18 protein-coding genes and 1 riboswitch are annotated in these 22,171 nt (G+C 70.1%); of the genes, 9 read left to right on the top strand and 9 right to left on the bottom strand.

Going from position 1 to position 22,171, the window contains the following annotated elements; translation table 11 throughout:
- Nucleotides 1-356 precede the first annotated feature (356 nt).
- From ACILSK_RS18010 to eda, 4 genes are all read left to right on the top strand, one after another.
- Nucleotides 357-1,754 carry a GntP family permease gene (locus tag ACILSK_RS18010; RefSeq protein ID WP_395728560.1) on the top strand — a complete coding sequence of 466 codons (1,398 nt, stop codon included), beginning with the start codon at nucleotides 357-359 and terminating at the stop codon, nucleotides 1,752-1,754.
- Nucleotides 1,755-1,823: 69 nt separating this feature from the next.
- Entirely contained in the window at nucleotides 1,824-2,426 is a 603-nt protein-coding gene (locus tag ACILSK_RS18005; protein WP_395728559.1) for a gluconokinase, read from the top strand.
- 152 nt (nucleotides 2,427-2,578) lie between these two features.
- On the top strand, nucleotides 2,579-4,417 hold the full coding sequence (gene edd, locus ACILSK_RS18000) for a phosphogluconate dehydratase (protein WP_395728558.1): 1,839 nt from the start codon (nucleotides 2,579-2,581) through the stop codon (nucleotides 4,415-4,417).
- Between the two features lie 34 nt (nucleotides 4,418-4,451).
- Entirely contained in the window at nucleotides 4,452-5,093 is a 642-nt protein-coding gene (gene eda, locus ACILSK_RS17995) for a bifunctional 4-hydroxy-2-oxoglutarate aldolase/2-dehydro-3-deoxy-phosphogluconate aldolase (protein WP_395728557.1), read from the top strand.
- 17 nt (nucleotides 5,094-5,110) lie between these two features.
- Here the strand turns inward: eda and ACILSK_RS17990 are convergent, their stop codons facing one another.
- Nucleotides 5,111-6,571 (bottom strand): dihydrolipoyl dehydrogenase family protein, encoded by a 1,461-nt coding sequence (locus tag ACILSK_RS17990; protein WP_395728556.1) that lies wholly within the window; start codon nucleotides 6,569-6,571, stop codon nucleotides 5,111-5,113.
- A gap of 334 nt (nucleotides 6,572-6,905) precedes the next feature.
- Here ACILSK_RS17990 and ACILSK_RS17985 point away from each other — a divergent pair, with 334 nt between their 5' ends.
- Nucleotides 6,906-7,952, top strand: a complete 1,047-nt coding sequence (locus ACILSK_RS17985; RefSeq protein ID WP_395728555.1) for a hypothetical protein — start codon at nucleotides 6,906-6,908, stop codon at nucleotides 7,950-7,952.
- Nucleotides 7,953-8,267: 315 nt separating this feature from the next.
- Here ACILSK_RS17985 and ACILSK_RS17980 read toward each other — a convergent pair whose 3' ends face one another.
- The 3 genes from ACILSK_RS17980 to ACILSK_RS17970 form a co-directional block, all read right to left on the bottom strand.
- Nucleotides 8,268-9,002: a FadR/GntR family transcriptional regulator gene (locus tag ACILSK_RS17980; RefSeq protein ID WP_395728632.1), complete on the bottom strand. Its 735-nt coding sequence runs from the start codon at nucleotides 9,000-9,002 to the stop codon at nucleotides 8,268-8,270.
- Between the two features lie 80 nt (nucleotides 9,003-9,082).
- The gene (locus ACILSK_RS17975) at nucleotides 9,083-9,943 is read right to left on the bottom strand and encodes a glutamate ABC transporter substrate-binding protein (protein WP_395728554.1); all 861 of its coding nucleotides are present in this window, start codon (nucleotides 9,941-9,943) and stop codon (nucleotides 9,083-9,085) included.
- An 11-nt stretch (nucleotides 9,944-9,954) separates the two neighbouring features.
- Nucleotides 9,955-11,544, bottom strand: a complete 1,590-nt coding sequence (locus ACILSK_RS17970) for an amino acid permease (RefSeq protein WP_395728553.1) — start codon at nucleotides 11,542-11,544, stop codon at nucleotides 9,955-9,957.
- Between the two features lie 728 nt (nucleotides 11,545-12,272).
- On the opposite strand from ACILSK_RS17970, the gene ACILSK_RS17965 reads away from it, so the two are divergent.
- Nucleotides 12,273-14,003 (top strand): putative nucleotidyltransferase substrate binding domain-containing protein, encoded by a 1,731-nt coding sequence (locus ACILSK_RS17965; RefSeq protein WP_395728552.1) that lies wholly within the window; start codon nucleotides 12,273-12,275, stop codon nucleotides 14,001-14,003.
- Nucleotides 14,004-14,021: 18 nt separating this feature from the next.
- Here the strand turns inward: ACILSK_RS17965 and ACILSK_RS17960 are convergent, their stop codons facing one another.
- The 3 genes from ACILSK_RS17960 to ACILSK_RS17950 all read right to left on the bottom strand — a co-directional run bounded on the left by ACILSK_RS17960 (nucleotide 14,022) and on the right by ACILSK_RS17950 (nucleotide 17,190).
- Nucleotides 14,022-14,801, bottom strand: coding sequence for an ABC transporter ATP-binding protein (locus ACILSK_RS17960; RefSeq protein ID WP_395728551.1), 780 nt, complete (start codon nucleotides 14,799-14,801; stop codon nucleotides 14,022-14,024).
- Entirely contained in the window at nucleotides 14,798-15,835 is a 1,038-nt protein-coding gene (locus ACILSK_RS17955) for a FecCD family ABC transporter permease (RefSeq protein WP_395728550.1), read from the bottom strand. The genes ACILSK_RS17960 and ACILSK_RS17955 overlap by 4 nt, the downstream gene beginning before the upstream one ends.
- Before the next feature lie 107 nt (nucleotides 15,836-15,942).
- Nucleotides 15,943-17,190 carry an ABC transporter substrate-binding protein gene (locus ACILSK_RS17950; protein WP_395728549.1) on the bottom strand — a complete coding sequence of 416 codons (1,248 nt, stop codon included), beginning with the start codon at nucleotides 17,188-17,190 and terminating at the stop codon, nucleotides 15,943-15,945.
- Between the two features lie 116 nt (nucleotides 17,191-17,306).
- A riboswitch (cobalamin riboswitch) is annotated at nucleotides 17,307-17,538 on the bottom strand.
- Between the two features lie 141 nt (nucleotides 17,539-17,679).
- On the opposite strand from ACILSK_RS17950, the gene ACILSK_RS17945 reads away from it, so the two are divergent.
- From ACILSK_RS17945 to ACILSK_RS17935, 3 genes are read left to right on the top strand one after another with little or no spacing between them, the layout of a single operon-like run.
- Nucleotides 17,680-18,873, top strand: a complete 1,194-nt coding sequence (locus tag ACILSK_RS17945; RefSeq protein WP_395728548.1) for an aminoglycoside phosphotransferase — start codon at nucleotides 17,680-17,682, stop codon at nucleotides 18,871-18,873.
- Nucleotides 18,873-19,502 carry a TetR/AcrR family transcriptional regulator gene (locus tag ACILSK_RS17940; protein ID WP_395728547.1) on the top strand — a complete coding sequence of 210 codons (630 nt, stop codon included), beginning with the start codon at nucleotides 18,873-18,875 and terminating at the stop codon, nucleotides 19,500-19,502. Before ACILSK_RS17945 ends, ACILSK_RS17940 begins: the two co-directional genes overlap by 1 nt.
- On the top strand, nucleotides 19,492-20,151 hold the full coding sequence (locus ACILSK_RS17935; protein WP_395728546.1) for a maleylpyruvate isomerase family mycothiol-dependent enzyme: 660 nt from the start codon (nucleotides 19,492-19,494) through the stop codon (nucleotides 20,149-20,151). The genes ACILSK_RS17940 and ACILSK_RS17935 overlap by 11 nt, the downstream gene beginning before the upstream one ends.
- A gap of 94 nt (nucleotides 20,152-20,245) precedes the next feature.
- Here the strand turns inward: ACILSK_RS17935 and ACILSK_RS17930 are convergent, their stop codons facing one another.
- Entirely contained in the window at nucleotides 20,246-21,802 is a 1,557-nt protein-coding gene (locus tag ACILSK_RS17930; protein ID WP_395728545.1) for a M28 family peptidase, read from the bottom strand.
- A 222-nt stretch (nucleotides 21,803-22,024) separates the two neighbouring features.
- A partial coding sequence (locus ACILSK_RS17925) for an LUD domain-containing protein (RefSeq protein ID WP_395728631.1) occupies nucleotides 22,025-22,171 on the bottom strand: 147 nt, incomplete at its 5' end.

The raw sequence follows: 22,171 nt of genomic DNA, 5'->3' as shown, positions 1-22,171 counted from the left end.
AGTGGTGATGTTGTCGATGATGCCGCCGGTGGCCCGGGTGCTGGGCAGGACGTCGATCAGGTAGGAGCGAACCGCCGCTCGCGGTGGTGGCGTCGTCGACGGCGGCGGTCCCGACCTGAGGCAGTCGCTGAACCGTGGATGCGCATCCGGGCGCTTGCATGCGCAACGCAGGTTCAGTCGCCGGTCCGTTCGGCGTCAGGTCGCCTCTTGCCCGTTCGGCTGATTCGTAGTATCTTTCAGTTCCAGAACGAGAACACACATGTTGTATGCCGCACGTTCACGTCAGTCACATGCGTATTCGCGCTGGACCTGGTGCCTGTCGCCCGAGCGTCAACCCCTGAGCCGTAGGAGGCCCAATGTCCGTGCCGTTTCTGATGGCCGCTCCTGATCCGGTGGTGCCGACCGGGTCGAACGCGCAGTTGGTCGTGGCCGCGTTGGGTGGGATCGCGGTGATCGTGCTGCTGATCACGTATTTCAAGTTGCATGCGTTCCTGGCGTTGATGATCGGCGCGATCTCGGTCGGGATCGCCGCCGGCCTGGGGTTGACCGCGTCGGTCACCGCGTTCGCCAAGGGGTTCGGCGACACGATGGGCGGCGTCGGGATCCTGATCGGGCTGGGCGCGATGTACGGCAAACTGCTGGCCGATTCCGGCGGCGCGGACCGGATCGTGGACACCCTGGTCAACCGGGCCAGCACCCGGTCGCTGCCCTGGATGATGGCGTTGGTCGGCGCGCTGATCGGGTTGCCGATGTTCTTCGAGGTCGGCCTGGTCCTGCTGATGCCGGTGATCATCCTGGTCGCCCGCCGCTCCGGCCTGTCGCTGATGCGGGTCGCGATCCCGACGCTGGCCGGGCTGTCCGCGATGCACGGCCTGGTCCCGCCGCATCCCGGGCCGCTCGTCGCGATCAGCGCGTTGGGCGCGAACCTGGGCCTGACCCTGGCGTTGGGCGTGCTCGTCGCGATCCCGACCGTCATCATCGCCGGACCCCTGTTCAGCACCCTGGCCGCGAAATGGGCGCCGGTGCCGGTGCCCGCCCTGTTCGTCACCGCCGAGGACGAAGGCGAAGACGTCACCCACAAGCCCCGCCCCTCGTTCCTGGCCGCCCTGGTCAGCATCCTGATCCCGGTCGTGCTCATGCTGGCCAGCGCCCTGTGGGACGTCGTCGCCCCGGGCTCGGACTCGGCCGCCCGGACCGTGGTGCACTTCCTCGGGCTGCCCGCGATGGCCCTGCTCATCGCGGTCATCGCCGGCATCTTCATCCTGGGCCGCGGCGGCCAGATGAACCGCGACGCGATCGCCAGCACGTTGGAGACCTCGCTGCCGCCGATCGCCGGGATCGTGTTCATCGTCGGCGCCGGCGGCGGCTTCAAACAGGTACTGATCAGCACCGGCATCGGCCAGGTCATCGCCGACGCCGTCCAGGGCTCCGGCCTGTCCGTGCTGTTCCTGGCCTGGGTGGTGGCCGTCCTGATCCGCGTCGCCACCGGATCGGCCACCGTCGCGACCGTCACCGCGGCCGGGATCCTGGCCCCGGTCGCCGCCGAACTGAGCAGCCCGCACGTCGCCCTGATGGTCCTGGCCATCGGCGCCGGCTCCCTGTTCCTGTCCCACGTCAACGACGCCGGGTTCTGGCTCGTCAAGGGCTACCTGGGCACCAGCATCGGGCAAACCCTCAAGACCTGGACCGTGATGGAATGCCTCATCTCGGTCTGCGGCCTCGTCGGTGTCCTGCTGCTGTCCCTGGTCGTCTAACCCCCGATGACCACCCACCCCAACGTGTCCCGCCCGCCGCAGTCCCCGACCCGAAAGCACGGTTCCGCCATGACGATCGACCACGACGCGGCCACGCAACAGCCGGTGCTGGTCATCATGGGCGTGTCCGGGTCCGGCAAATCGACCGTCGCCGGGATCCTGGCCGGCCAACTCGGCTGGGACCTGGAAGAGGGCGACGACCTGCACCCCCCGGCCAACGTCGCCAAGATGAGCGCCGGCACCCCGCTGACCGACGACGACCGGTGGCCCTGGCTCGACCGGGTCACCGAATGGATCACCGAACACACCGCCGCCGGCCTGCCCGGCATCATCACCTGCTCCGCCCTCAAAAAGATCTACCGGGACCGGATGCGCGGCCCACACGTCGTGTTCGTCCACCTCACCGGCGACAAGGACACCATCGGCCGACGCATGAACGCCCGCCAGGACCACTTCATGCCCGCCGCCCTCCTCGACACCCAGATCGCCACCCTCGAACCCCCCAGCCCCGACGAGAACGTCCTCCAGATCGACCTCGGCCGGCCCCCCGCCGAAGAAGCCGCCGAAATCATCACCCGACTCCGGCTGACACCCGAACACGGCTCCAGCGCCCTCGGCTCCACCCACCCCGGCACCTCATCCGCCCCACCCATCGGCGACCTGCTCACGTAGCCGGCCGGCCCGCGAGACCGCAACCGCGCACCCCGCCGCCGGACAGCGTCAATCCGGCGGACGACCGAGCTGGATCGTCCCGGCCCGCCCTCACCTGCCGCTTCGCCATGCGTGCAGGCCGCCGGCCCAACCCTTGAAGGAGCAACCACAGAATGACCGCGCCTGCGCCCTTACATCCCGTGATGTCGGCAGTGACCGACCGGATCGTGGCCCGTAGCACCGTCACCCGCCGGCGGTACCTGGACCGGATCGATGCCGCGGCTCAGCGGCGCCCGGCCCGGACGGGGCTCGGCTGCGCGAATCTCGCCCACGGCTTCGCGGCCGCGGAGCCGGAGACGAAGCTGGGGCTGCGCCGCGGACACAAGGTGAACGTCGCGATCGTGTCCTCCTACAACGACATGCTCTCCGCACACAAGCCGTACGAGACCTACCCGGCGGCCCTGAAGCGGGCGATCTTCAACGCCGGGGGACTGGCCCAGTTCGCCGGCGGCGTACCGGCCATGTGCGACGGCGTGACCCAGGGCCGCGCCGGGATGGAGCTGTCGCTGTTCAGCCGGGACGTCATCGCGATGTCCACCGCGGTCGCCCTGTCCCACGACATGTTCGACGGCACACTCCTTCTCGGCATCTGCGACAAGATCGTGCCCGGGCTGTTGATCGGCGGTCTGGCCTTCGGTCACCTGCCGACCATCCTGGTTCCCGGTGGGCCGATGACCTCCGGTCTGGCGAACGCCGAGAAGAGCCGGATCCGCCAGCTCTACGCCGAGGGCAAGGCCAGCCGGGAAGACCTGCTGGAGGCCGAAGCCGCGTCCTATCACGGGCCGGGCACCTGCACCTTCTACGGCACCGCCAACTCCAACCAGATGCTCGTCGAGATCATGGGCCTGCACCTGCCCGGCGCCAGCTTCGTCAATCCCGGAACTCCGCTGCGGGAAGCGCTCACCGCGGCGGCCGCCGCGCGGGTCACCGAGATCACCGCAACGGGAACGTCGTACACCCCGATGGGCCGGGTCGTCGACGAGAAGGTGATCGTCAATGCGGTTGTCGGTCTCCTCGCGACCGGCGGATCGACCAACCACACCATGCACCTGGTCGCCGTCGCGGCGGCCGCCGGAATCAGCCTGACGTGGGAGGACTTCGGCGACCTGTCCGCCGTCGTGCCACTGCTCGCGCGCGTCTACCCGAACGGTGGGGCCGACGTGAACCACTTCCAGGCGGCCGGCGGCATGGCCTTTCTCATCGGGCAGCTCCTGGACGCCGGACTGCTGCACCCCGACGTGCAGACCGTCGCCGGGCCGGGCCTGGACCGGTACCGGCAGGAGCCGTTCCGCAGCCTGGACCTCGACGTCCTGCGGCCGGTCGACGATCCGTTTACCGCGGACGGCGGGTTGCGCGTACTGACCGGCAATCTCGGCCGGGCGGTCATCAAGGTCTCCGCCGTGGCCCCCGCCCACCGGGTCGTCACCGCGCCGGCCCGCGTGTTCGACGATCAGGCGCAGGTCGTCGAGGCCTTCCGGCGGGGCGAACTGGACCGCGACGTCATTGTCGTCGTCCGCTATCAGGGCCCGCGGGCCAACGGGATGCCCGAATTGCACAAGCTCACCCCGATCCTGGGGGTGCTGCAGGATCGTGGACACCGGGTCGCGCTGGTGACCGACGGCCGCATGTCCGGCGCGTCCGGCAAGGTGCCCGCGGCCATCCACGTGACGCCGGAGGCTGCGGTCGGCGGGGTGCTGAGCCGTGTGCGGGACGGCGACCTCATCCGGCTGGACAGCGACACCGGCACTCTGCATGTCGAAACGGTCGATTGTCTGGTCGACCGGGCGTCCACAGGTGCGCCCCCGGACGACGAGAGCTACGCCGGCACCGGCCGTGAACTTTTCAACGTGTTCCGTCATGCGGCTGGCGATGCCGACACCGGTGCCGCCGTTTTCGGCCTGCCCGCCGCGACCCCTCAGCAGCCGCAACTCGTCGGCACCCACCTCAACTGAACCAGTCACTCAACCAACCACTGTGGAGACCACCATGTCATCATCCCCATCCGGAATCGGCGAACTGCTCGATCGCGCGCCGGTCATCCCGGTGATCGTGATCAAGGACAGCTCGGTTGCCGTTCCGCTGGCCGCGGCCCTGGTCGCCGGCGGTCTGACCGTCCTCGAGGTCACCCTGCGGACGTCGTGTGCCCTCGACGCCATCGAGCGCATCGCCCAGGAGGTGCCCGGCGCGATCGTCGGCGCCGGTACCGTGCTGAACCCCGACGACGTCAGGCTCTCGGTCAAGGCCGGCGCGCAGTTCCTGGTCAGCCCCGGCTCGACCCCCCGACTGCTCGATTCGATGCTGGACAGCGGGGCGGCGCCGCTGCCCGCGGCGGCGACCGCATCCGAGGTCATCGGACTGATGGAACGCGGCCTGGATCACGGAAAGTTCTTCCCGGCCAAGCCCGCCGGCGGCACCGCCTACCTCAAGGGACTCTCCGGCCCGATGCCGGAGTTCCGGTTCTGCCCGACCGGCGGGATCGATCTGGCCGGCGCCCCGGAGTTTCTCGCCCTGCCCAATGTGGCGTGCGTCGGCGGCTCCTGGATCACCCCGGACGACGCCGTTGCGGCCGGAGACTGGGCCCGGATCGAATCGTTGGCCCGGGAGGCCGCCGGACTGTCCCGGCCATGATCGGGCGACGGCCGGCGTCAGCGGGGTGACCCGGCCGGGCCGGGCCGGTCGAGTGGGGAATCCGGCCCGGCCTGCGGGCGCAGTTCGCTCCATTGCTGCGCGAGCCGGGCGATACCGAGTTGCCGCACGCACTTCTGCGCGGCCATCCCGACCGCCTCGGTGAACGTCGGGAAGGCGAACTGCAGGTCGGCCAGCTGCTCGATGCGCATGTTGGTCGCCATGCAGGTCGCGACCATCTGGATGATCTCGGCGGAGTATTCGCCGAGCACGTGCGCGCCGAGGATGTACCGGCGGTTCGACTCGACGATCAGCTTGCAGAACCCGCCGGACCGGGCGTCGACGACCGGCCGCAGCAGGTCGTCGTACCGGACGATGGCAACCTCGCAGTCGTACCGGGCGCGGGCCTGTTCCTCGGTCAGGCCGACGCTGCCGTACTCGGGGTCGGTGAACGAACCGGTCGGCACGATCTCGTGGGTATTGCGTCGGCGGGTGCCCATCACCGCGTTCTCGGCGGCGATCAACCCCTGCTGCCGGGCGCTGGGCACGAGCATGGACAGGCCGTTCGCGTCGCCGGCCGCGAAGATGTGGTCGAGGTTGCTGACCAGCCGGTCGTCGACGGTGACGTAGCCGCGCTCGGTGCGTAGCCCGATCGTCTCGGGCCGCAGGAGGTCAGCGTTGCCCGGCCAGCCGACCGCGAAGAACACCAGGTCCGCGGCTTCGGTGCGCTGCACGCCGTCCTTGACGTGGTGGACCAGGAAGACGTCACCCGCTTGCTCTATCCCGCTGGCCCGGGTGCCGGTGATCACCCGCATCCCCTTCTCCTCGAACGCGGCCGTCAGGCCGGCCGACACGTCCCGGTCGGACCGCGGCTTGATCCGCTCGGCGAATTCGAGAACGGTGACCTGTGAACCGAAGTCGACAAGGATCGAGGCGAGCTGGCAACCGGTGTCCGAGCCGCCGACCACCACGGTGGACACCGGAAGCTCGCGCAGCTCGCGGATGTCCTCGTAGGTCAGAGCCAGCTCGGCGCCGGGGATCGGCAACCGCCCGGCATGCCCGCCGACCGCGATGACGATCGCGTCCGCGGTGAATTCACGACCGTCGGCGATGCGGATCGTGTGCTCGTCGACGAACCACGCCTCACCCACCCCCTGGACGACGTCGACGCCGCAACTGGCGATGTAGTCGCTCATCCGCTTGACGTCGTGGGAGTAGTCGGCCACGCGCATCGCATTGGCCACCGCGGCGCCGACGTCGACCTCCGGGGCGCTGCCGCGCAGGCCGAACGTCTCCCATGACCGGGCGTCGCGGACCAGTCGCGCGGCTCGGGCCAGGGTGCGGACCGGCGCCGGGCCCTCGTTGATGCTGGTGCCACCGACCCGCTTGCGTTCGACCAACGTCACCTGGGCCCCGAGCTCGGCGCCCTGTAGCGCGGCGGACACTCCGGCGGGTCCGCCGCCGATCACCAGAAGCTTCATCGCGTCAGTGTGCGGGGGTGACGCGGCGTGTGCCGGGTAGGGGCCGAGATCCGCCTCGCCCGGGCGGCCGGACGGTTCCCGGTGCAGGCGCAGGTGCAGGTTCCCGGTCCGCTGATCCAGGTGCCGGTTCCCGGTTCGCTGATCCAAGTCTGGCGGAATCGCCCGTTTCGGGCGCCGGAGTGGGACTTCGATCAGCGGAGCTCGGTGCGGCGGGGGTCCGGCCCGAGGATGGCACGAACCAGGGAGCCGGCCACCTCGGAGTTGTCCACAGGACTTATCCACCGAATTGCAATGACGTGCCCTGCCTGGCCGCCCCGTCCGTCAAGCTTCGCGGATGCGTCGAGTGTCCGGCATTCCCACCTCCGTCGGTCGCGCCCTGACCGCCGGTGACGGGCTGGTCCGCCGCGGCGAGTTGATGCGGCTCGGCGTCACGAGGAGCACGATGAGCCGCTGGCTGCACGACGGCATGCTCCTGCCCTTGGCCAACGGCATCTATGCCGATCCGGCTCTGGTCGAGTCGCTCGATCCCTGGGATCGGTTCCGCCTCCGGACGCGAGCGTTCGTGATGGTGAGCCCGCCGAATGCGCACGCCGTCGAGTGGTCGGCGATGACGATGCACCGGCTGTCCACGATGGGCGATCCTCCGGACGTCCCGAGCGTGGTCCGTCCGGGTCCCGCCCAGAGCGGCTCCAACCGAACCGTCAACGGCCGTACCCGATTTGCAGCGGTCCCGAGTCGATGGCTCGGGGAGGTCGACGGGATCGCGGTCGTGGGGCCGGCATTCGCCGCCGTCGATATCGGTCGACGCGCCGACCGGCTGGCGTCGCTCGTCGTCGCCGACGCCGTCGCCGCGCGCGACCAGACCCGCGAACCGCTGGCGGCCGCACTCGCGGACATCGACGGTTGGCCGGGTGCGGCCCGCGCCGCCTGGGCCGTCCGGCATTGCGACCCCGATGTCGAATCGGCCCTGGAATCGGCCGGCCGGCTCGCATTCATCGAGGCCGGATTGCCGCCCAGCGCGTCGAATGTGTGGGTGGGCGAGTACCTGCCCGAGTTTCGGCTCGATCACTACTGGGCCGCGCACCGCGTCGGCGTCGAGGCCGACGGCCTGAGCAAGTACGTCGACGACCCCGCTGCCGCGATCCGCGAGGAGAAGCGTCGAGAATGGCGGATCCAGCAGTTGGGCATCCGGGTGTTGCGCTACGGATGGGCGGTCGCCGTCGGCTCGCCGGATGCGCTGGCCGGCCAGGTGCGTCAGCTCCTGAATACCGCACCGCTGCCGACCGGTCGCCTGCGGACATGGTCCAGCAGCGAGGGTCGCGCCCTCTTGGGGCTCGGCCCGGGAGTTCGTTCCCGACCGAAAACGCTGTACGTGCGGTGACTCCGGGCGCTCGCGAGTGCCTCCTGCTCGGCGACGGCCCCTCCGCTGATCAAAGACCCATGAAAACCGACATGGCGGGTGCGCGTGTGGGACTTGGATCAGCGAAGTGGTCCGGCCCGGGGGAGGAGGCGCGGCGGGTCTTGCCCCGGCCGCGGGAGGTCGGCTCCGCTGATCAAAAACCCATGAAAACCGACATGGCGGGTGCGCGTGTGGGACTTGGATCAGCGAAGCGCCGGGCGGCCGGGCGCATGAGGTGGCTGGCCACATCGTCGATGAACCGGCGCACGAGCCGGCCGGCCCTGGAGGATCCGACGGTCAGTGCCGCCGCTTCCGGTCGGACCGCTTGACCGGCGCCGCAGCCGCTGCGGCACGCGCCGCCGACGGAGCCGGTGCCGCCGAGGGGGAAGCGGTGAGGGTCACGCTCACCGCTTCCCTGACCTGTTCGAGGTGGAAGCGCATGGCGTCCTCGGCCTCGACGGCGGAACCGCGCGCGACCGCCGTGGCGATGGTGCGGTGCTCGGCCTGGGACGCCGCCCGCCGCAGCGGCTGGATGTTGAGCATCTCCGACTGGCCGGCCAGCGCGGCCGCGAGGCTGGCGACCACGTCCGCGAAGACCGGATTTCCCGACGCCTGCGCGATGGCCAGGTGGAACGAGGCGTCCAGCCGGGTCCAGACGGTCTCGTCCCTCTCCTTCTCCATCCGCTCGATGAGCTCCGCGATGGTGTCGAGCTGCTCGTCGGTCCGCCGGAGTGCCGCCAGCGCGGCGGCCGGGATCTCGACACCCGGCCGCGCCTCCATCAGGTGCGCGGCCGAGTATCCCTCGAACATCACGTCGTGCGGGTGGGTGGCCACCACGAAGGTGCCCTTGCCGTCCCGGGTGACGGTCAGGCCCTTCGCCTCCAGCGCGCGGAGCACCTCCCGGATGACCGTCCGGCTGACCGAGTAGCGAGTGGCCAGCGCCGATTCCGACGGCAGCCGCTCGCCGACGTGGATCACCCCGGACTCGACGGCGTCCCGCAGATCGCGGAGCACGTAGTCGACCGCGCTCATCCGCTGCCCGACGACGGGCCGACCGGCGAACGCGTCGGTCGCTCCCACGCCTCACCCTTCCGTTGGGTCGTTGCCCCGCATCACACGCTACCGGGCGTCGGCGGGCTCGGAATCGAGTAGCCGGACGGGCCGACCGTCTGGTCCAGCGCCGCCTTCCAGGAACCGTCCGCGATGTACTGCTTGAGCGCATCGTTGACCTTGGCGACCATCTCGTCATCCCCCTTGGGCACGCCCACGCCGTAGTACTCGTCGGTGAAGCCCTTGCCGACCACCTTGAGCTTGCCCTTGTACTCGGGCTGGGCCGCGAAGCCGGCCAGGATGACGTCGTCCGTGGTGACCGCGTCCACCTCGCTGTTGGCCAGCGCCGCGACGCAGTCGGAGAACCGGGGCTTCTCGACGAGCTGGATGTTGCCCAGGAAGTTCGCCGTGACGTAGGCCGACGATGTCGTGCCGGTGACCGAGCACAGCACCCGGCCGTCCAGCGTGTCCGGGCCGGTGATGTCGGTTTCGTTGCGCCGGACCAGCAGGTCCTGGTGGGCCAGGAAATAGGGGCCGGCGAAATCGACCTTCTGCTTGCGCTCGTCGGTGATCGAATAGGTGGAGAACACCAGGTCGACGTCGCCGTCCGCCAGCAGCTTCTCCCGCTCGGCCGGGTCAGCCCGCTGCCAGGTGATGTTCTCCTTGGGCACGCCGAGCGCCTGGGCGACGTAGGTCGCGGTGAGTACGTCGAATCCGGAGTAGGTGTCGCCGTCCCGCAGGCCCAGACCGGGCTGGTCGAAGGAGATGCCGATGGTGAGCTTGCCACCCTCCTGCGCGCCGGAGACCGTGGTCGGCGTCTGGACGGTGCCACTCGAGCCGCAGGCAACGGCCCCCACTGCGGTCAGCCCGACCACCAGGGACAGGGCGACGCCGCGCCGGATCGAGTCGATGAGTCGCGTCATGGGTGCCCTCCTCATGGCCTGATGTCCCGGTAGGACTCGTCCGGCGGGACGTCGTCGTGGGCGTTGCGGTCGTCCGGGTCGAGTTCGCCGGCCACGTCGTCGCCGCCGTACCGGGGGCCGTCGTCGGTCCACACCGATCCCATCCGGTCGCCGGTGTGCTCCACCACCTTCGGGCGCACGATCAGCCACCCGACCCATAGGGCCACGACAATGACCGGGATGCCGATGGTGACGACGACGAACGCGGTCTTGTGCCAGAAGTACGGCGAGCTCTGCCACCCGGACACGGCCAAGCCGATGAGCACCAAGGCCAGGAAGATCAGGCCGAAGACGCTGGTCCACGGCGATCCGGGCATCGGGAACGTGCTGGCCGGGATCACCCCCCGGTCGGTCAGCCGGCGCAGTCGCAGCTGGCAGGCGAAGATCGTGCCCCAGGTGAAGACCACGCCGATCGCGGCGGCCTCCAGAGCGATCTCGAACGCGTCGGGGGCGATGGCATTCAGCACCGCGCCGAACACGTAGACGACGGACGTCATGACGATGCCGGCCCACGGGACCCCGGACTTGCTCATCTTCATGGTGAACCTGGGCGCCTGCTTCGACACACCGAGGCTTCGCAGCACGCGTCCGGTGGAGTACAGCCCGGAGTTCAGGCTGGACATGGCGGCCACGATCAGGATGCCCTGGATCAGGGCGCTCATCCAGCTCAAGCCCATTCGTTCGAACACCGTCACGAACGGGCTGGTGCCGGCGGTGTACTCGCTGGTCGGCAGCATGCACACGAGCAGCAGGATCGAGCCGCAGTAGAAGACGCCGATCCGGAAGATGACCGCGTTGACCGCCTTGGGCACCTCGCGGCGCGGGTTCTCCATCTCGCCGGCGGCGACCCCGACCATCTCGATGGCCGCGTAGGCGAAGACCACCCCGGACATCACCAGGATCGGGCCGTACCAGTAGTACGGGCTTTCGGTCGGCCAGAACCCGCCCGGGTTGCTCCAGAGGTTGGAGAACCCGGCGACGTGGTCGCCGACGTTCATGGCGAAAGACACTACGACCACGCCCACCGCAAGGAACACCACGATGGCGAGCACCTTGAGCACCGAGGCCCAGAACTCGAACTCACCGAACGCCTTGGCAGACAGCAGGTTGATGACCAGCACCACGGCCAGGGCGATGAGCACGGTCGCCCAGGCGGGCATGTTCGGCCACCAGAACTGCACGTACAGACCCACCGCCGACAGCTCGGCGATGCCCGTGAGCGCCCAGTTCAGCCAGTACATCCAGCCGGTGACGTACGCGCCGGCCTCGCCATAGAACTCTCGCATGTAGGAGACGAAGGCGCCGGACGTGGGGCGGTGCAAGATGAGCTCGCCGAGGGCCCGCATCAGGAAGAAGGCGATGACGCCGACGAAGGCGTAGCTGAACAACAGGGCGGGCCCGGTGCTGTGCAGCCGGGAGGCCGAGCCGAGGAACAGGCCGGTGCCGATGGCGCCACCGATGGCGATCATCTGGACCTGACGGCGGGTGAGGCTCTGCTTGTAGCCCTCGTTCTCGGCGTCCAACGACGACGCGGACGGGGGGCGGGGTTGGGTCTGGGTCACGGAACCTCCCTTGACGCCGGGGTTCGGCGTTCGGCGGGCTGCCAATTCGACTACCTGTCTGACTGGCTGTCAGCACGGGCGACGATGAGTATGTGCCCCATCCTCTTCGAGGACAAGACCTGCTCGACCATTCGCTGTAACGGCCTGATGAACGGGGCGGCGGTGGGCCGGGAAATGGCGGGGAAGCGCCGGTCCGAGCGACCGAACGCTCCGCGGGGGCCGGTGTTCCCGATCGATCTCTACCTGGGACGATCGTCCATTCCGGTCGGCCGGGTGCCTGAAGTTGTTCTATAGCAATGGTTTACCGAATTGTAACGACCTGCGCCGGGCCGACGCCCGGTAGCCCCGACAGCGTTGTCGCCCATGGTGCGATGGTGCGGGTTAGTTTTTGGATTTAACAATTCTGCGGTGACCGTCGGCGATTGTGAACCTCCGTTATCGCTATTCGACACCATTTCCGGGGCCCGGGCCGCACGTCCGGAAATGTCCGGATTCGCACCGGTTCGGTGGGCGCCGGGGGGCGAAGGCCGGTACGATCACGGCCGGTTCGGAGTAGGCGGCACCGCCTCCGGCCGCGATCGTCCGAACCCGAAACGGAGTTACCCCCGCTGGATACGAGCGAGCTCACCGAACTGTTCCGTCACCATCCGCCGTTCGCCCGGCTCGACCCGGCTCGGCGGGCCGAGCTGGCGGCGCGAGCGAGGTTCGCCCGATTCGAGCGGGCCGAGGTGGTTTTCGACGCGTTCTCCGCGCCGCAACGCGAGGTGCTGCTCGTCCTGGACGGCCGGGTCGACCTGTGGACTCGGATCGGACCGGAGGACAACCGGCCGGTCGGGCAGCCGGACGAGGAACGCGCCGCGGGCGGCGTCATCGGATTCTCCTCGGTGCTGTCCCAGCGGCCGGTCGGGCCGCTCGCCGTGGCGGCCACCCCGGTGCGGGTTGCCGCCTTCCCGGCATCGGCGGTCACCGCCGCCTTCGCCCCGATGGGTGGAGCGCGGTACCTGGTCGAGCGGGTGCCCACCATCGGGCGGCAGATTCCCCGGCTGACCGCCTACAGCGCGGTCGACGATCTGATCGTCACTCAGCCGCTGGTCGTTGCCGCCGACGAACCGGTCGCCGGCGTGGCCGCCGCGATGGCCGCGCGTGACCTCCCGTGCGCGGCGGTCCGGCTGCCGTCCGGCGGGTTCGGCATGGTCACCGACGCCATGCTGCGCCGATCCCTCAACCCCGCCGGCGCGCTGCCGCCGGTGCCGGTCGACCGGGTCGCCGACCTCGATCCGCCGACGGTCGCGCGTGGCGACTCCTCCGCCCAGGCCCTGCTGCTGTTGCTCGACCGCGATGCGGACTTCGTCCTCGTCGTCGATGCGGCGGGCGAGCTGTCCGGGGTGGTCGCGCCCCGGGACTTCATGGTGTCCGCGACCACCGCCGGGGTGTCGCTGCACGAGCAGATCCGCCGGGCGCAGACCGGCGACGAGCTGTGCCAGCGGGCCCGGCGGCTGCCCGCCCTCGTCGGTGACCTGCTGGTCCGCGGGCTGGACGCGGGGATGGTCATCCAGGTGCATTCGGCCGTCATCGACACGATCATCCGGCGGGCGATCGGCCTGGTCTTCGACCGGCACCCCGAGTTGTCCACCGACTCGTTCACCTGGTTGTCCCTGGGCAGCAACGGCCGCCACGAGGCCGTCCTGTCCTCCGACATCGACTGCGCGGTGGCTTTCGACGACTCCGTCGGGCCCGACCTGGCCGATGCCTACCGGGCGGTGTTCGCCGAGGTGAACGACCTGCTGGACGGGGCCGGACTGCGCCGTGACCGGCACGGCACCAACCCGGAGAATCCGCGCTTCGCCCGGACCAACCGGGACTGGCACGCCGCCGCGCTGGACTGGATGGCGGCCCCCGAGAAGGACAGCGGCGCGATCATGACGTCGTTGATGGTCGACGGCCGGCCGATCCACGGCGACCCCGGGTTGTCCGAGGTGAACCGCGTATTCGGCGACCTTCGCCGGCACCCCGGCACCAACCGGTTGCTGCTGCGGGAGATGCTCTCCCGGCGGGCGCAGCTGCATCCCCTGCGCGACGCGCTTCGGCTCCGGTCCGGCCCGTTCGACCTCAAGGCCCACGGCGTCCTGCCGATCGTGAACATCGGTCGGTGGGCGGCGTTGAATGCCGGCTCGACGGCCCTGCCGACGGTCGACCGGTTGCGGTCGGCCGCCGGGTCCGAGATGGTGCCGGCCGACCGGGCGGACACCCTGATCGAATCGTTCCGGGTGCTCCAGCGACTCCGGTTGCAGCATCAGCTCCGCCAACTGCGCGACGGCGCGGAGCCGTCGGACCAGGTGGACCTGGACGCGATGAGCCCGATCGACCGCAGCGTCCTGGCCCAGGCCGTCCGGGAGGTCGCCGCGGCGCAACGCCGGATGGATCGGATCGCCCAGTATGTGCCCGTCGACGAGTGGTGAGCCGCGCTCCATCGGGGTTCAGCGCAGGCCGAACCGCCCGGTGGCCCGATCGAACTCGACATCGGCGGTGTCGAACGCCGCGCCGATCGCGCCACCCCGGGCGAGGTCGGTGACCGGCCCGCTCGTCACCTGGTCACCCGGACCGATCAGCCAGCCGTCCTGACCGAGTTGGACGGCCGCCTCGACGTCGTGGGTGGAGGCAACGACCGGGATCTCCCGTTCGCGGGCGATCCGGCGCAGCACCGCGAGCAGCTCGATCCGGGCCGGCGCGTCCAGGAACGCGGACGGCTCGTCGAGCAGCAACAGTTGCGGCGCCTGCGCGAGCGCGCGGGCGATCATGATCCGCTGACGTTGCCCGTCCGACATCCGGGCCAGCAACACCTCGGCCAAGTCGGCGGCATGCACGGCGGCGAACGCCTCGTCGACCGCTCTTCTGTCTTGTTCGGTGAACGATCCGGCCCGGGTGCGGTGCGGGAAGCGGCCGAGCTCGACCACGTCCCGGCCCCGCAGCAGACCGGGGTCGAACCGTTCGGTCAGCACCACCGCGAGTTTCGCGGCCCGCTCCCGCGGGTCGAGGTCGGCCAACGGCTCCCCGCCCAGGGCCGCTGAGCCGGCCAGCGGGTGTTGCAGCCCGGCGATCGATCGCAGCAGCGTCGACTTGCCGGCACCGTTCGGCCCGAGCAACAGCGTGAGTCGGCCGGCGACGGCCCGCACCGAGACGCCGGCCAGGACCACCCGGGCCCGCCGCCGGTGCGGGTAGCCCACCGTCAGTTTCTCCACCACCAGGTCCCGGCTCATGACGCCCCGGCGGCCAGGGTGCGGCTGCGCAGCAGCGCGATGATCACGACAGGCGCGCCGATCGCGGCCGTCACCACGTTCAGGGGCAGCACTCCCTCGGAACCGGGCAACTGGGCGATCACCGCGCACAATTGCAGTACCACCGCGCCCATCAGCGCCGATGCCGGTACCAGCCAGCGGTGGTCGGCCCGGCCCACCGCCATCCGGGCCAGGTGCGGCACCGCGATGCCGACGAAGGCGATCGGTCCGCAGAACGCCGTCACCGCCCCGGCCATCACCGCGGTCGAGACGATCGCGACCACACGAATCCGGCCCACCGCGACACCCATCGACGCGGCGTACTTCTCGCCGAGCAGCATCGCGTTGAGCGACGGCGCGATCCATCCCGCCAGGGCCACCCCGAGCAGGACCACGGGGGCGAGGAACGCCAGGTCCGGCCAGGTGGTGCCGCCGACCGAACCGAGACCCCAGAGCACGTACTTCTGGATCCGGTCGGGGGCGGAGAACGCCAGCAGCAACGCCACCAGTGCCGTCGTGGCCGACCCGATCATCACGCCGATCAGCAGCAGCGCCACCACCGACCGCACCCACCGGCCGAACAGCAGCACCAGCAGCAGCACCGCCAGCGCCCCGACGGCAGCGGCAGTCACCACGCCGACCCGGCCGGTCAGGCCCAGCCCGGCGACGAAGCCGCCGGCCAGGGTGCCGCCGCCGAGCACCGCGATCGCCACGCCGAGGCTGGCGCCGGAGGACACCCCGAGGATGTACGGATCGGCCAGCGGGTTGGCGAAGATCGTCTGCATCAGCAGCCCGGCGACGGCCAGCCCGATGCCGGCCAGCATCGCGGTGATCGCCCGGGGCAGCCGGACCTGGTGCAGCAGCGCGGCCGCGGTCGGATCGACCTGACCGCCGGTGAAGTAGCGCAGGGTGGTGACCGGCGGGATCGGCACGGAGCCGACCCCCACCGCGAGCACGGCCGACATCAGCGTCAGCACCACCAGGGTGCCGAGCACCAGTGCCGGCCGGGACTTCATCGATCCGCTCTCATCGGGGCGCGCGCCGGCTCCGCGCCCCGACAGGGAGCGATGCCCCGGTGCCCATCATGCGTATGGCCGACTCGCGTCCGCCGACCCTGGTCACGTCAGCCCAGCTGCAGGTAGAAGGCAAAGTCGTGGTTCGGCGCCAGCTCCGGGTGCAGGATCGCCACCAGATCGCCGAGCACCAGGTCGGGCCGGGCGACGCCGAGCTCGTAGAAGTTGTTGCCGCCGGCCGGAGTGACGTCCTTGGCCGCGTTCCATGCGTCGCCAGCCTGGTAGGCGGCGAATTCGGCCAGCCGGGGCTCGTCGGCCAGGGCCTCGGCCTTGGTGGTCCAGGTGGTGCTGGCGAGCGCGACCGGCGCGGTGCCGGCTTTGGCCAACACGGTTTCCAGGTCGGAGGGAATGCTGCCGGTGGTGGTGTCGTCGGCCCAGGCGGTGGTGCCACCCGCATCCTCGATCAGCCGGTTGGTGTACGAATCACCGCCGGGGATGTACCAGGTTCCCTGGAACGGCTGGCCGGGCACGACCGCCACCTTGCTCGCGTTCGCCGCCGAGGCGGCGATCTGCTGATATCTCTGCTCGACGGTGGCGAACGCTTCCGCCGCCCGCTGCTCGGTGCCGGTCAGGGCCGCAAAGAACTTGAGGTACTCGGCGCGCCCGAGCGGGTCGTTCTCCAGCCAGTCGGCGTTGGCCACAACCGGGATTCCGGCGGCGGAGATGACCGCATAGGCGGGGTCGTCGTAGCCGGCGGTGATGAGCACCTGCGGCTTTCCGGCGATGACGGTTTCCGCATCGATCGTGCCGGTGGGGGAGAACTCGACGACGCCCGGCTCGGCGACCCGGTCCTGCACCTGCTTCTCGGAGATGAAGCCCTTGGTGCCGACGCCGGTCAACGCATCCAGCGCGTCGAGTTCGACGAGGAACGGCAGGTGCGTGGTCGACGCGGAGTACAGGGCGGTCACCGGGGTGGTGACGACCGGGGCGCCGGCCAGCTCGCCGGTCAGCTCGGGGACGGGTGCGCCGCACTTGACCAGCACATACTCCTCCGGAGTGCCGCCCTCGGTGGGCTGCGGCACGGTCAGCACCTGGTACGAGTCGTGGTAGCTGAGGCTGAAGTTCTTGGCGTGGGTGATCTCGGACTTGACCGGGAAGTAGTCGACGCCCGCCTGGTAGTTCGTGATGCAGCCGTTGGCGTCGAGGGTGGCGGCGCCGGCGCTCGGGCTCGCGTCCATCGTCGTGCTCGTCGAGGGGGCGGCGGGCGTGGCGGCGCAGCCGGCGAGAGCGGCGCCGAGCAGCGCAACGCTCAGCAGGGCGCCGGTCAACCGGCGGGGGGTCGGACGGGGGAATATCACGGGGCGGCTCCTGGACCGTTCCGATACGGGCGGGTTCGGAGCCAGCGAGCCCGGGCCGCCCCGAGGGGCACCCGTTCGCGCGCGACCGTCCCTCGCGGTCCCGAACGCAGCGGGCCGGCGGCCCACGCACCGATGGCAGGTCTTCGGACTCTCGGGCGGTCGTCCGGTCGGACGTGCCTACTGGCCATCGCTTCCCGGGCCTGAAGCACCCAGTGCTGGACCCCGCCCGAGGGCGGGGTGATGGCGGTCGTTCCCGATCACCGCTGCGGGGCAGTCCCGGACTCGCACCGGGTTCCCTGTTGTCCCGCCGGGCCTGGGGCTCGGCGGACCATCTGCGGGAAACAGACTACTGGCTTTGCGGGAGGGCTTCAGCCGGAGAGTGGAGGTCGTCGGATGAACAAAACACTTGCTGTCGATTAAACAACATATGTAGTATCAGTCCAGATCTCGTCGCGATCGTCGGCAGTCATCGACATCTCGGAGGCAGGCATGGACGGTGAGGGACTCGTACCGGCCCACGATGTGGTGGCGCCGAGCGGCGCCGGACTGGTCTGCGTGGTCGGGATGCTGGTGGGCGAGCCGGTGGTCGTTGAGCGATGCTCCACCACGGCAATTCCGGTGGACGCGATCGGCACGGAGGCGGTGCTGCACCTGCAGGGGACCGCCCAGTCGTCCGGCTCCCGGTCGGACCCGGTGCCATGGGACGTGCTGGTGAAGATCATCCGCTCGCCCCGGCATTGGCCGCTGCTGAACCAGGTTCCGAACTCGTTTCGGGATGCGGGGATCGCGGGGTACCCCTGGCGGGCGGAGTTGGACATGCGTGATGCCGGCGTGGCCGGGCTCATGCCGCCCGGCTTGCGGTTGCCCGTGCTGTACCGGCGGGACGAGCTCGGGGACGACCGCGTCGCCCTGTGGCTGGAATGGATCGAGACCGCTCCCGGCGATTGGGATCGCGAGCGCTATCACCGGGCCGCCGTGGCCCTGGGCCGGCTGACGGCGCGGTGCCGCGGCCGGGCCGAGGTGCACCGGTCCGGTGCGGGTCCAGGCACCCCGCTGCGCGCGGTCGTCGATGGTCCGATCAACGGTTGGCTTGTGCCGCGCCTCGCCGAGCCCGGGTTGGCCGGGCACCCGATGTTCGCCGGGACCGCCCTGGACGAGTTGCTGCACGACCTGCGCACGCTGGCTGGCCGGCTGCCCGCCCTGCTGGACCATTTCGACACCCTGCCCAGATCGCTCGGACACGGTGATGCCTGCCCGCAGAACCTGTTGACCCCGGTCGACGAACCGCAAACCCTGGTGGCGATCGACCTGACGTGGCCCTATCCCGAGGCGATCGGGTTCGACCTGGGCCAGCTCCTGATCGGGCACGCCCACACCGGTGACCTGTCGGTCGGCGCGCTGCCGGCCATCCATGACGTGATCGTCGACGGCTTCATGCACGGGCTCGCCTTGGAGTCGTGCGAGGTGCCGATGGCCGAGGTCGTCTTCGCGTTCGAGGCGACCCTGGTGGTGCGCAACGCCTTCCAGTCCCTGCCGCTGGATCGGCTGCCCGAGCCGGTCACCCCGGACCTGGTCGCGCTCGCGGCGCGGCGGGTCGAGCTGACCCGGTACCTGGTCGACGTCGGCCTCGCGATGTCCGCCGGACCGGCCCGGCGAACGAACAACAACTGTAGTATCACATGATGCCGGATCGTCGAGAGTCCTTGCTGGACGCTGCCATTGCGGTTCTGGGGGAGCGCGGCGTGCGCGCCGTCACCCATCGTGCGGTGGATGCGGAGGCAGGGTTGCCGCTCGGGTCGACGGCCAACTGGTTTCCGACTCGGGAGGCGTTGTTCGCGGCGATCGTGGTGCGGGTGTCCGACCGGGAACGACGCGGTTTTGACGAGCTGGCCGCATCCGTGTGCCCGGTCGGTCCGGCCGAGTTGGGGCGGGCCCTCGGTGCGGTCGCGCAGGACAGTGCCGGCCCGAACCGGTCCCTGACCCTGTCCCGGTATGCGCTGCTGGTGGAATCGGCCAACAATCCAGCCCTGCGGGAGCACATGGCCAACACCGGCGCGCGGGTCAGCGCGTGGATCGCGAACTGGTTGCGGCTGATCGGCTCGACCGACCCGGACTACCACGTCCACGTGCTGGGCAATTATGTGACCGGATTGGTGCTACACCAATTGGCCATCCCGGACCCGCATTTCGATCCCGCCAGCCAGATCGTTGCGCTGCTGCAGGCTCTCGTCGGAGCCGGATCCCGGTCCGGTGACGTCGAAGGGGCTGCCCGTCATCAAGTGGCTGTGATCGGAGGAGCCGATGAATCGTGACGAGGTGTGGATGGCGATCGACGACCAGCGCCGTCTGCTGGTCGCCCTGCTGGAGGACCTGTCGGAGCGGGAGTGGCGAGAACCGTCGCTGTGTGCGGGCTGGACCGTCCGGGAGGCGGCGGCCCACGTGGCCCGGCAGAACACCGGGTGGTCCGAGCTGCCACGGGCGGTGCCCGATCTGATTAGGTCCGGGGGGATGGCCGGGGCCATCGACGCGGCCGCGCGGCGGCACGCCCGGTTGCCGACCGGAACGATCGTCGCCGAGATCCGCGACCGGATCGGGGTGTGGCGTCCGCTGCCGACGCTGACCTACCGGCAGAGCGCGATTGACTACCTGGTGCACGCGCAGGACATCGCCCTGCCGCTGGGGCGGGACATCCCGATGCCCGCGGACGCGGCCGCGGTGGCCGCCGACGCGGTCTGGCGGAATGGTGCGATGTTTCATGCGCGTCGCCGGTTCACCGGGTTTCGGTTCGTCGCCACCGACGTCGCCTGGGCGGTGGGCGAGGGCAGCGACGTCACCGGTCCGATCGCCGCGTTGCTGCTGGTGCTGACCGGCCGGCCGACCGGGCTTGCCAACCTCACCGGCCCGGGTCTGCCGAAACTGCGGGCGGGCCTGGTGAGCGGGACGCCGCGGCCCACGGCCTGACCGTCTGGCGGTCGTGGCGGAACCGTACGGTGGCGAAGCACCACCCCGGCGCCGACCGCGCCGGAGTGGTGGAGCGCCGACCGCCCTCGTGATCCTAGGCGGCGGCCTCGCCTGCGTGGGCGTTCGCGCTGTTGCCGGCGCCATGCGACTTGCCCGGCGCCCGAACCCCGTTCACCGTCGATGTGTCGAACGCGAAGGTGATCACCGCGGCGGCCAGGGCGTCGGAGTTGACGTCCAACGCCTCGGTGTTGACATTGCCGACGAGCGAATAGTCGTCGCGCAGCTCATCGTAGATCGCGGCATCTTGCCCGTCACCGCGCAGGTTGTCGCAGAACAAGTGGTAGCAGGGGTCGTAGGCCGCTCCGGCGAGGCCGCCGTATAGCTCCGCCTCCGCGGCCGTCTTGAAGCCCTCGGCGCCGGTGAACAGTCCACCGGCCGGGATGCCCACCGCGATGAACGGACCGTAGTCCGAGCGCCCGGAGAACTCGGTGTCCTGGGAGGGGACACCACGGTCGGCGAAGTACTTCTCGAAGACGTCCTCGATCTGGGCCGACCCCGGCGGGATGACCAAGCCGGCCGGCGCGGTCCCGCTGGAGTTGTCGCCGTCGTACACGCCGTTGAAGTAGTTGGGCGACGCGATCATGTCGAAGTTCAGGTAGAGGGCGATCCTGTCCTGATCGGCCTCGGGCAGCGTCGCTACGTAGTGCTCCGAGCCCAGCAGGCCCTCCTCCTCGGCCCCCCACCAGGCGAACCGCACCGTGTTGTTCGGCTTGACCTTCTGCATCTGGATGGCGGTTTCGAGCAGGGCGGCGCTGCCGGATCCGTTGTCGTTGATGCCTGCTCCACCCTGGACGCTGTCCAGGTGCGCGCCGGCCATCACGACGTTGGCGCCGTTGCCGGCCTTCGTCTCGGCCAGCACGTTGTACGCGGTGCGCTCGTCCTCGACATAGTCGACGGAGACCCTGACGGTGGTCCCGGGCAAGCTCGCCAGGTTCGCTCCGGCGTCATACGTGGTGAAGATCGCCGGGATGGTCAGGCCGGTCGCGTCACCGATCATGCTGACCAGACCGGTGCGGCCCGGCTGCCCCTCGTTCATGATGATCACCGCCGATGCGCCGGCGGCCTGGGCGTTCAGCGTCTTCACGGTGAATCCGCAGGTTCCGCGTTGCATGAGCGCGATCCCGCCGGCGGGGAACCCGGCGAAATCGGCGGCCTCGCAGCCACTGGTGCTCGAATTGGCGGTCGGACCGGGCGGGATCACCAGATCTACCGGAACCAGGGTGCCGGTGGCGGTGCCCTCGGGCGCCCCGCTGTCGAAGTTGTTGCGCAGGAAATCGGTGCCTTCGGCGAAGATCCGGGGGAGCGGGCTGATCCGGGCCAGTGTCGAGTTCTCTTCGTAGTAATCGAACTGGAAGTCCTGGACGACGGGTGCGTACCCGGCCGCCCGAAGCTGGCCGACCACGTAGTCGACCGAGGCCCGGTATCCGGGCCGGCCGGCCGCTCGATCTCCACCGTTGGCATCGGCCACGCCTTGGAGCGTCTCCAGATGGTGCAGCACCCCGGCCACCGTGACCGCCTTGGTCAGCTTGGCCACCGAGTTGTTGTTCGGAGCGGCCGTCGCCGGTCCGGCCGTGGCGAGGAGGAGGGCCATACTGCTGATCGTCGCGACGATCGCGCTTCGATTGCGGAGCGACACCAGTCGGTTCCTTCCAGTCCGGTCGCGCCGGCACCATTGCCGCCGCGTCTGAGAAACCTAGACGGCCCGGCCGCGAATGTGAAGGACAGTTAACTCTGGTAACGGATGATGCGGGTGGTCGGGCCCGCAGCCGATGAACCCCGGCCGGGCAGCCGCTTTCGGCGTCCGGCCGCCGGCTCAGCCCACGATGAGGACGGACAGGGTGCGGGGGCCGTGGACGCCTTCGACGCGTTCGAGTTCGATGTCGCTGGTGGCGGAGGGGCCGGCGATCATGGTGAGGGGTCGGGTGGGGTCGAGGCGGTTGATGGCTTCGGGGACGGTGTG

This window comes from Nakamurella sp., assembly GCF_044224575.1.
GTDB lineage: Bacteria > Actinomycetota > Actinomycetes > Mycobacteriales > Nakamurellaceae > Nakamurella.
This window is presented reverse-complemented; position numbering and strand designations above follow the sequence as displayed.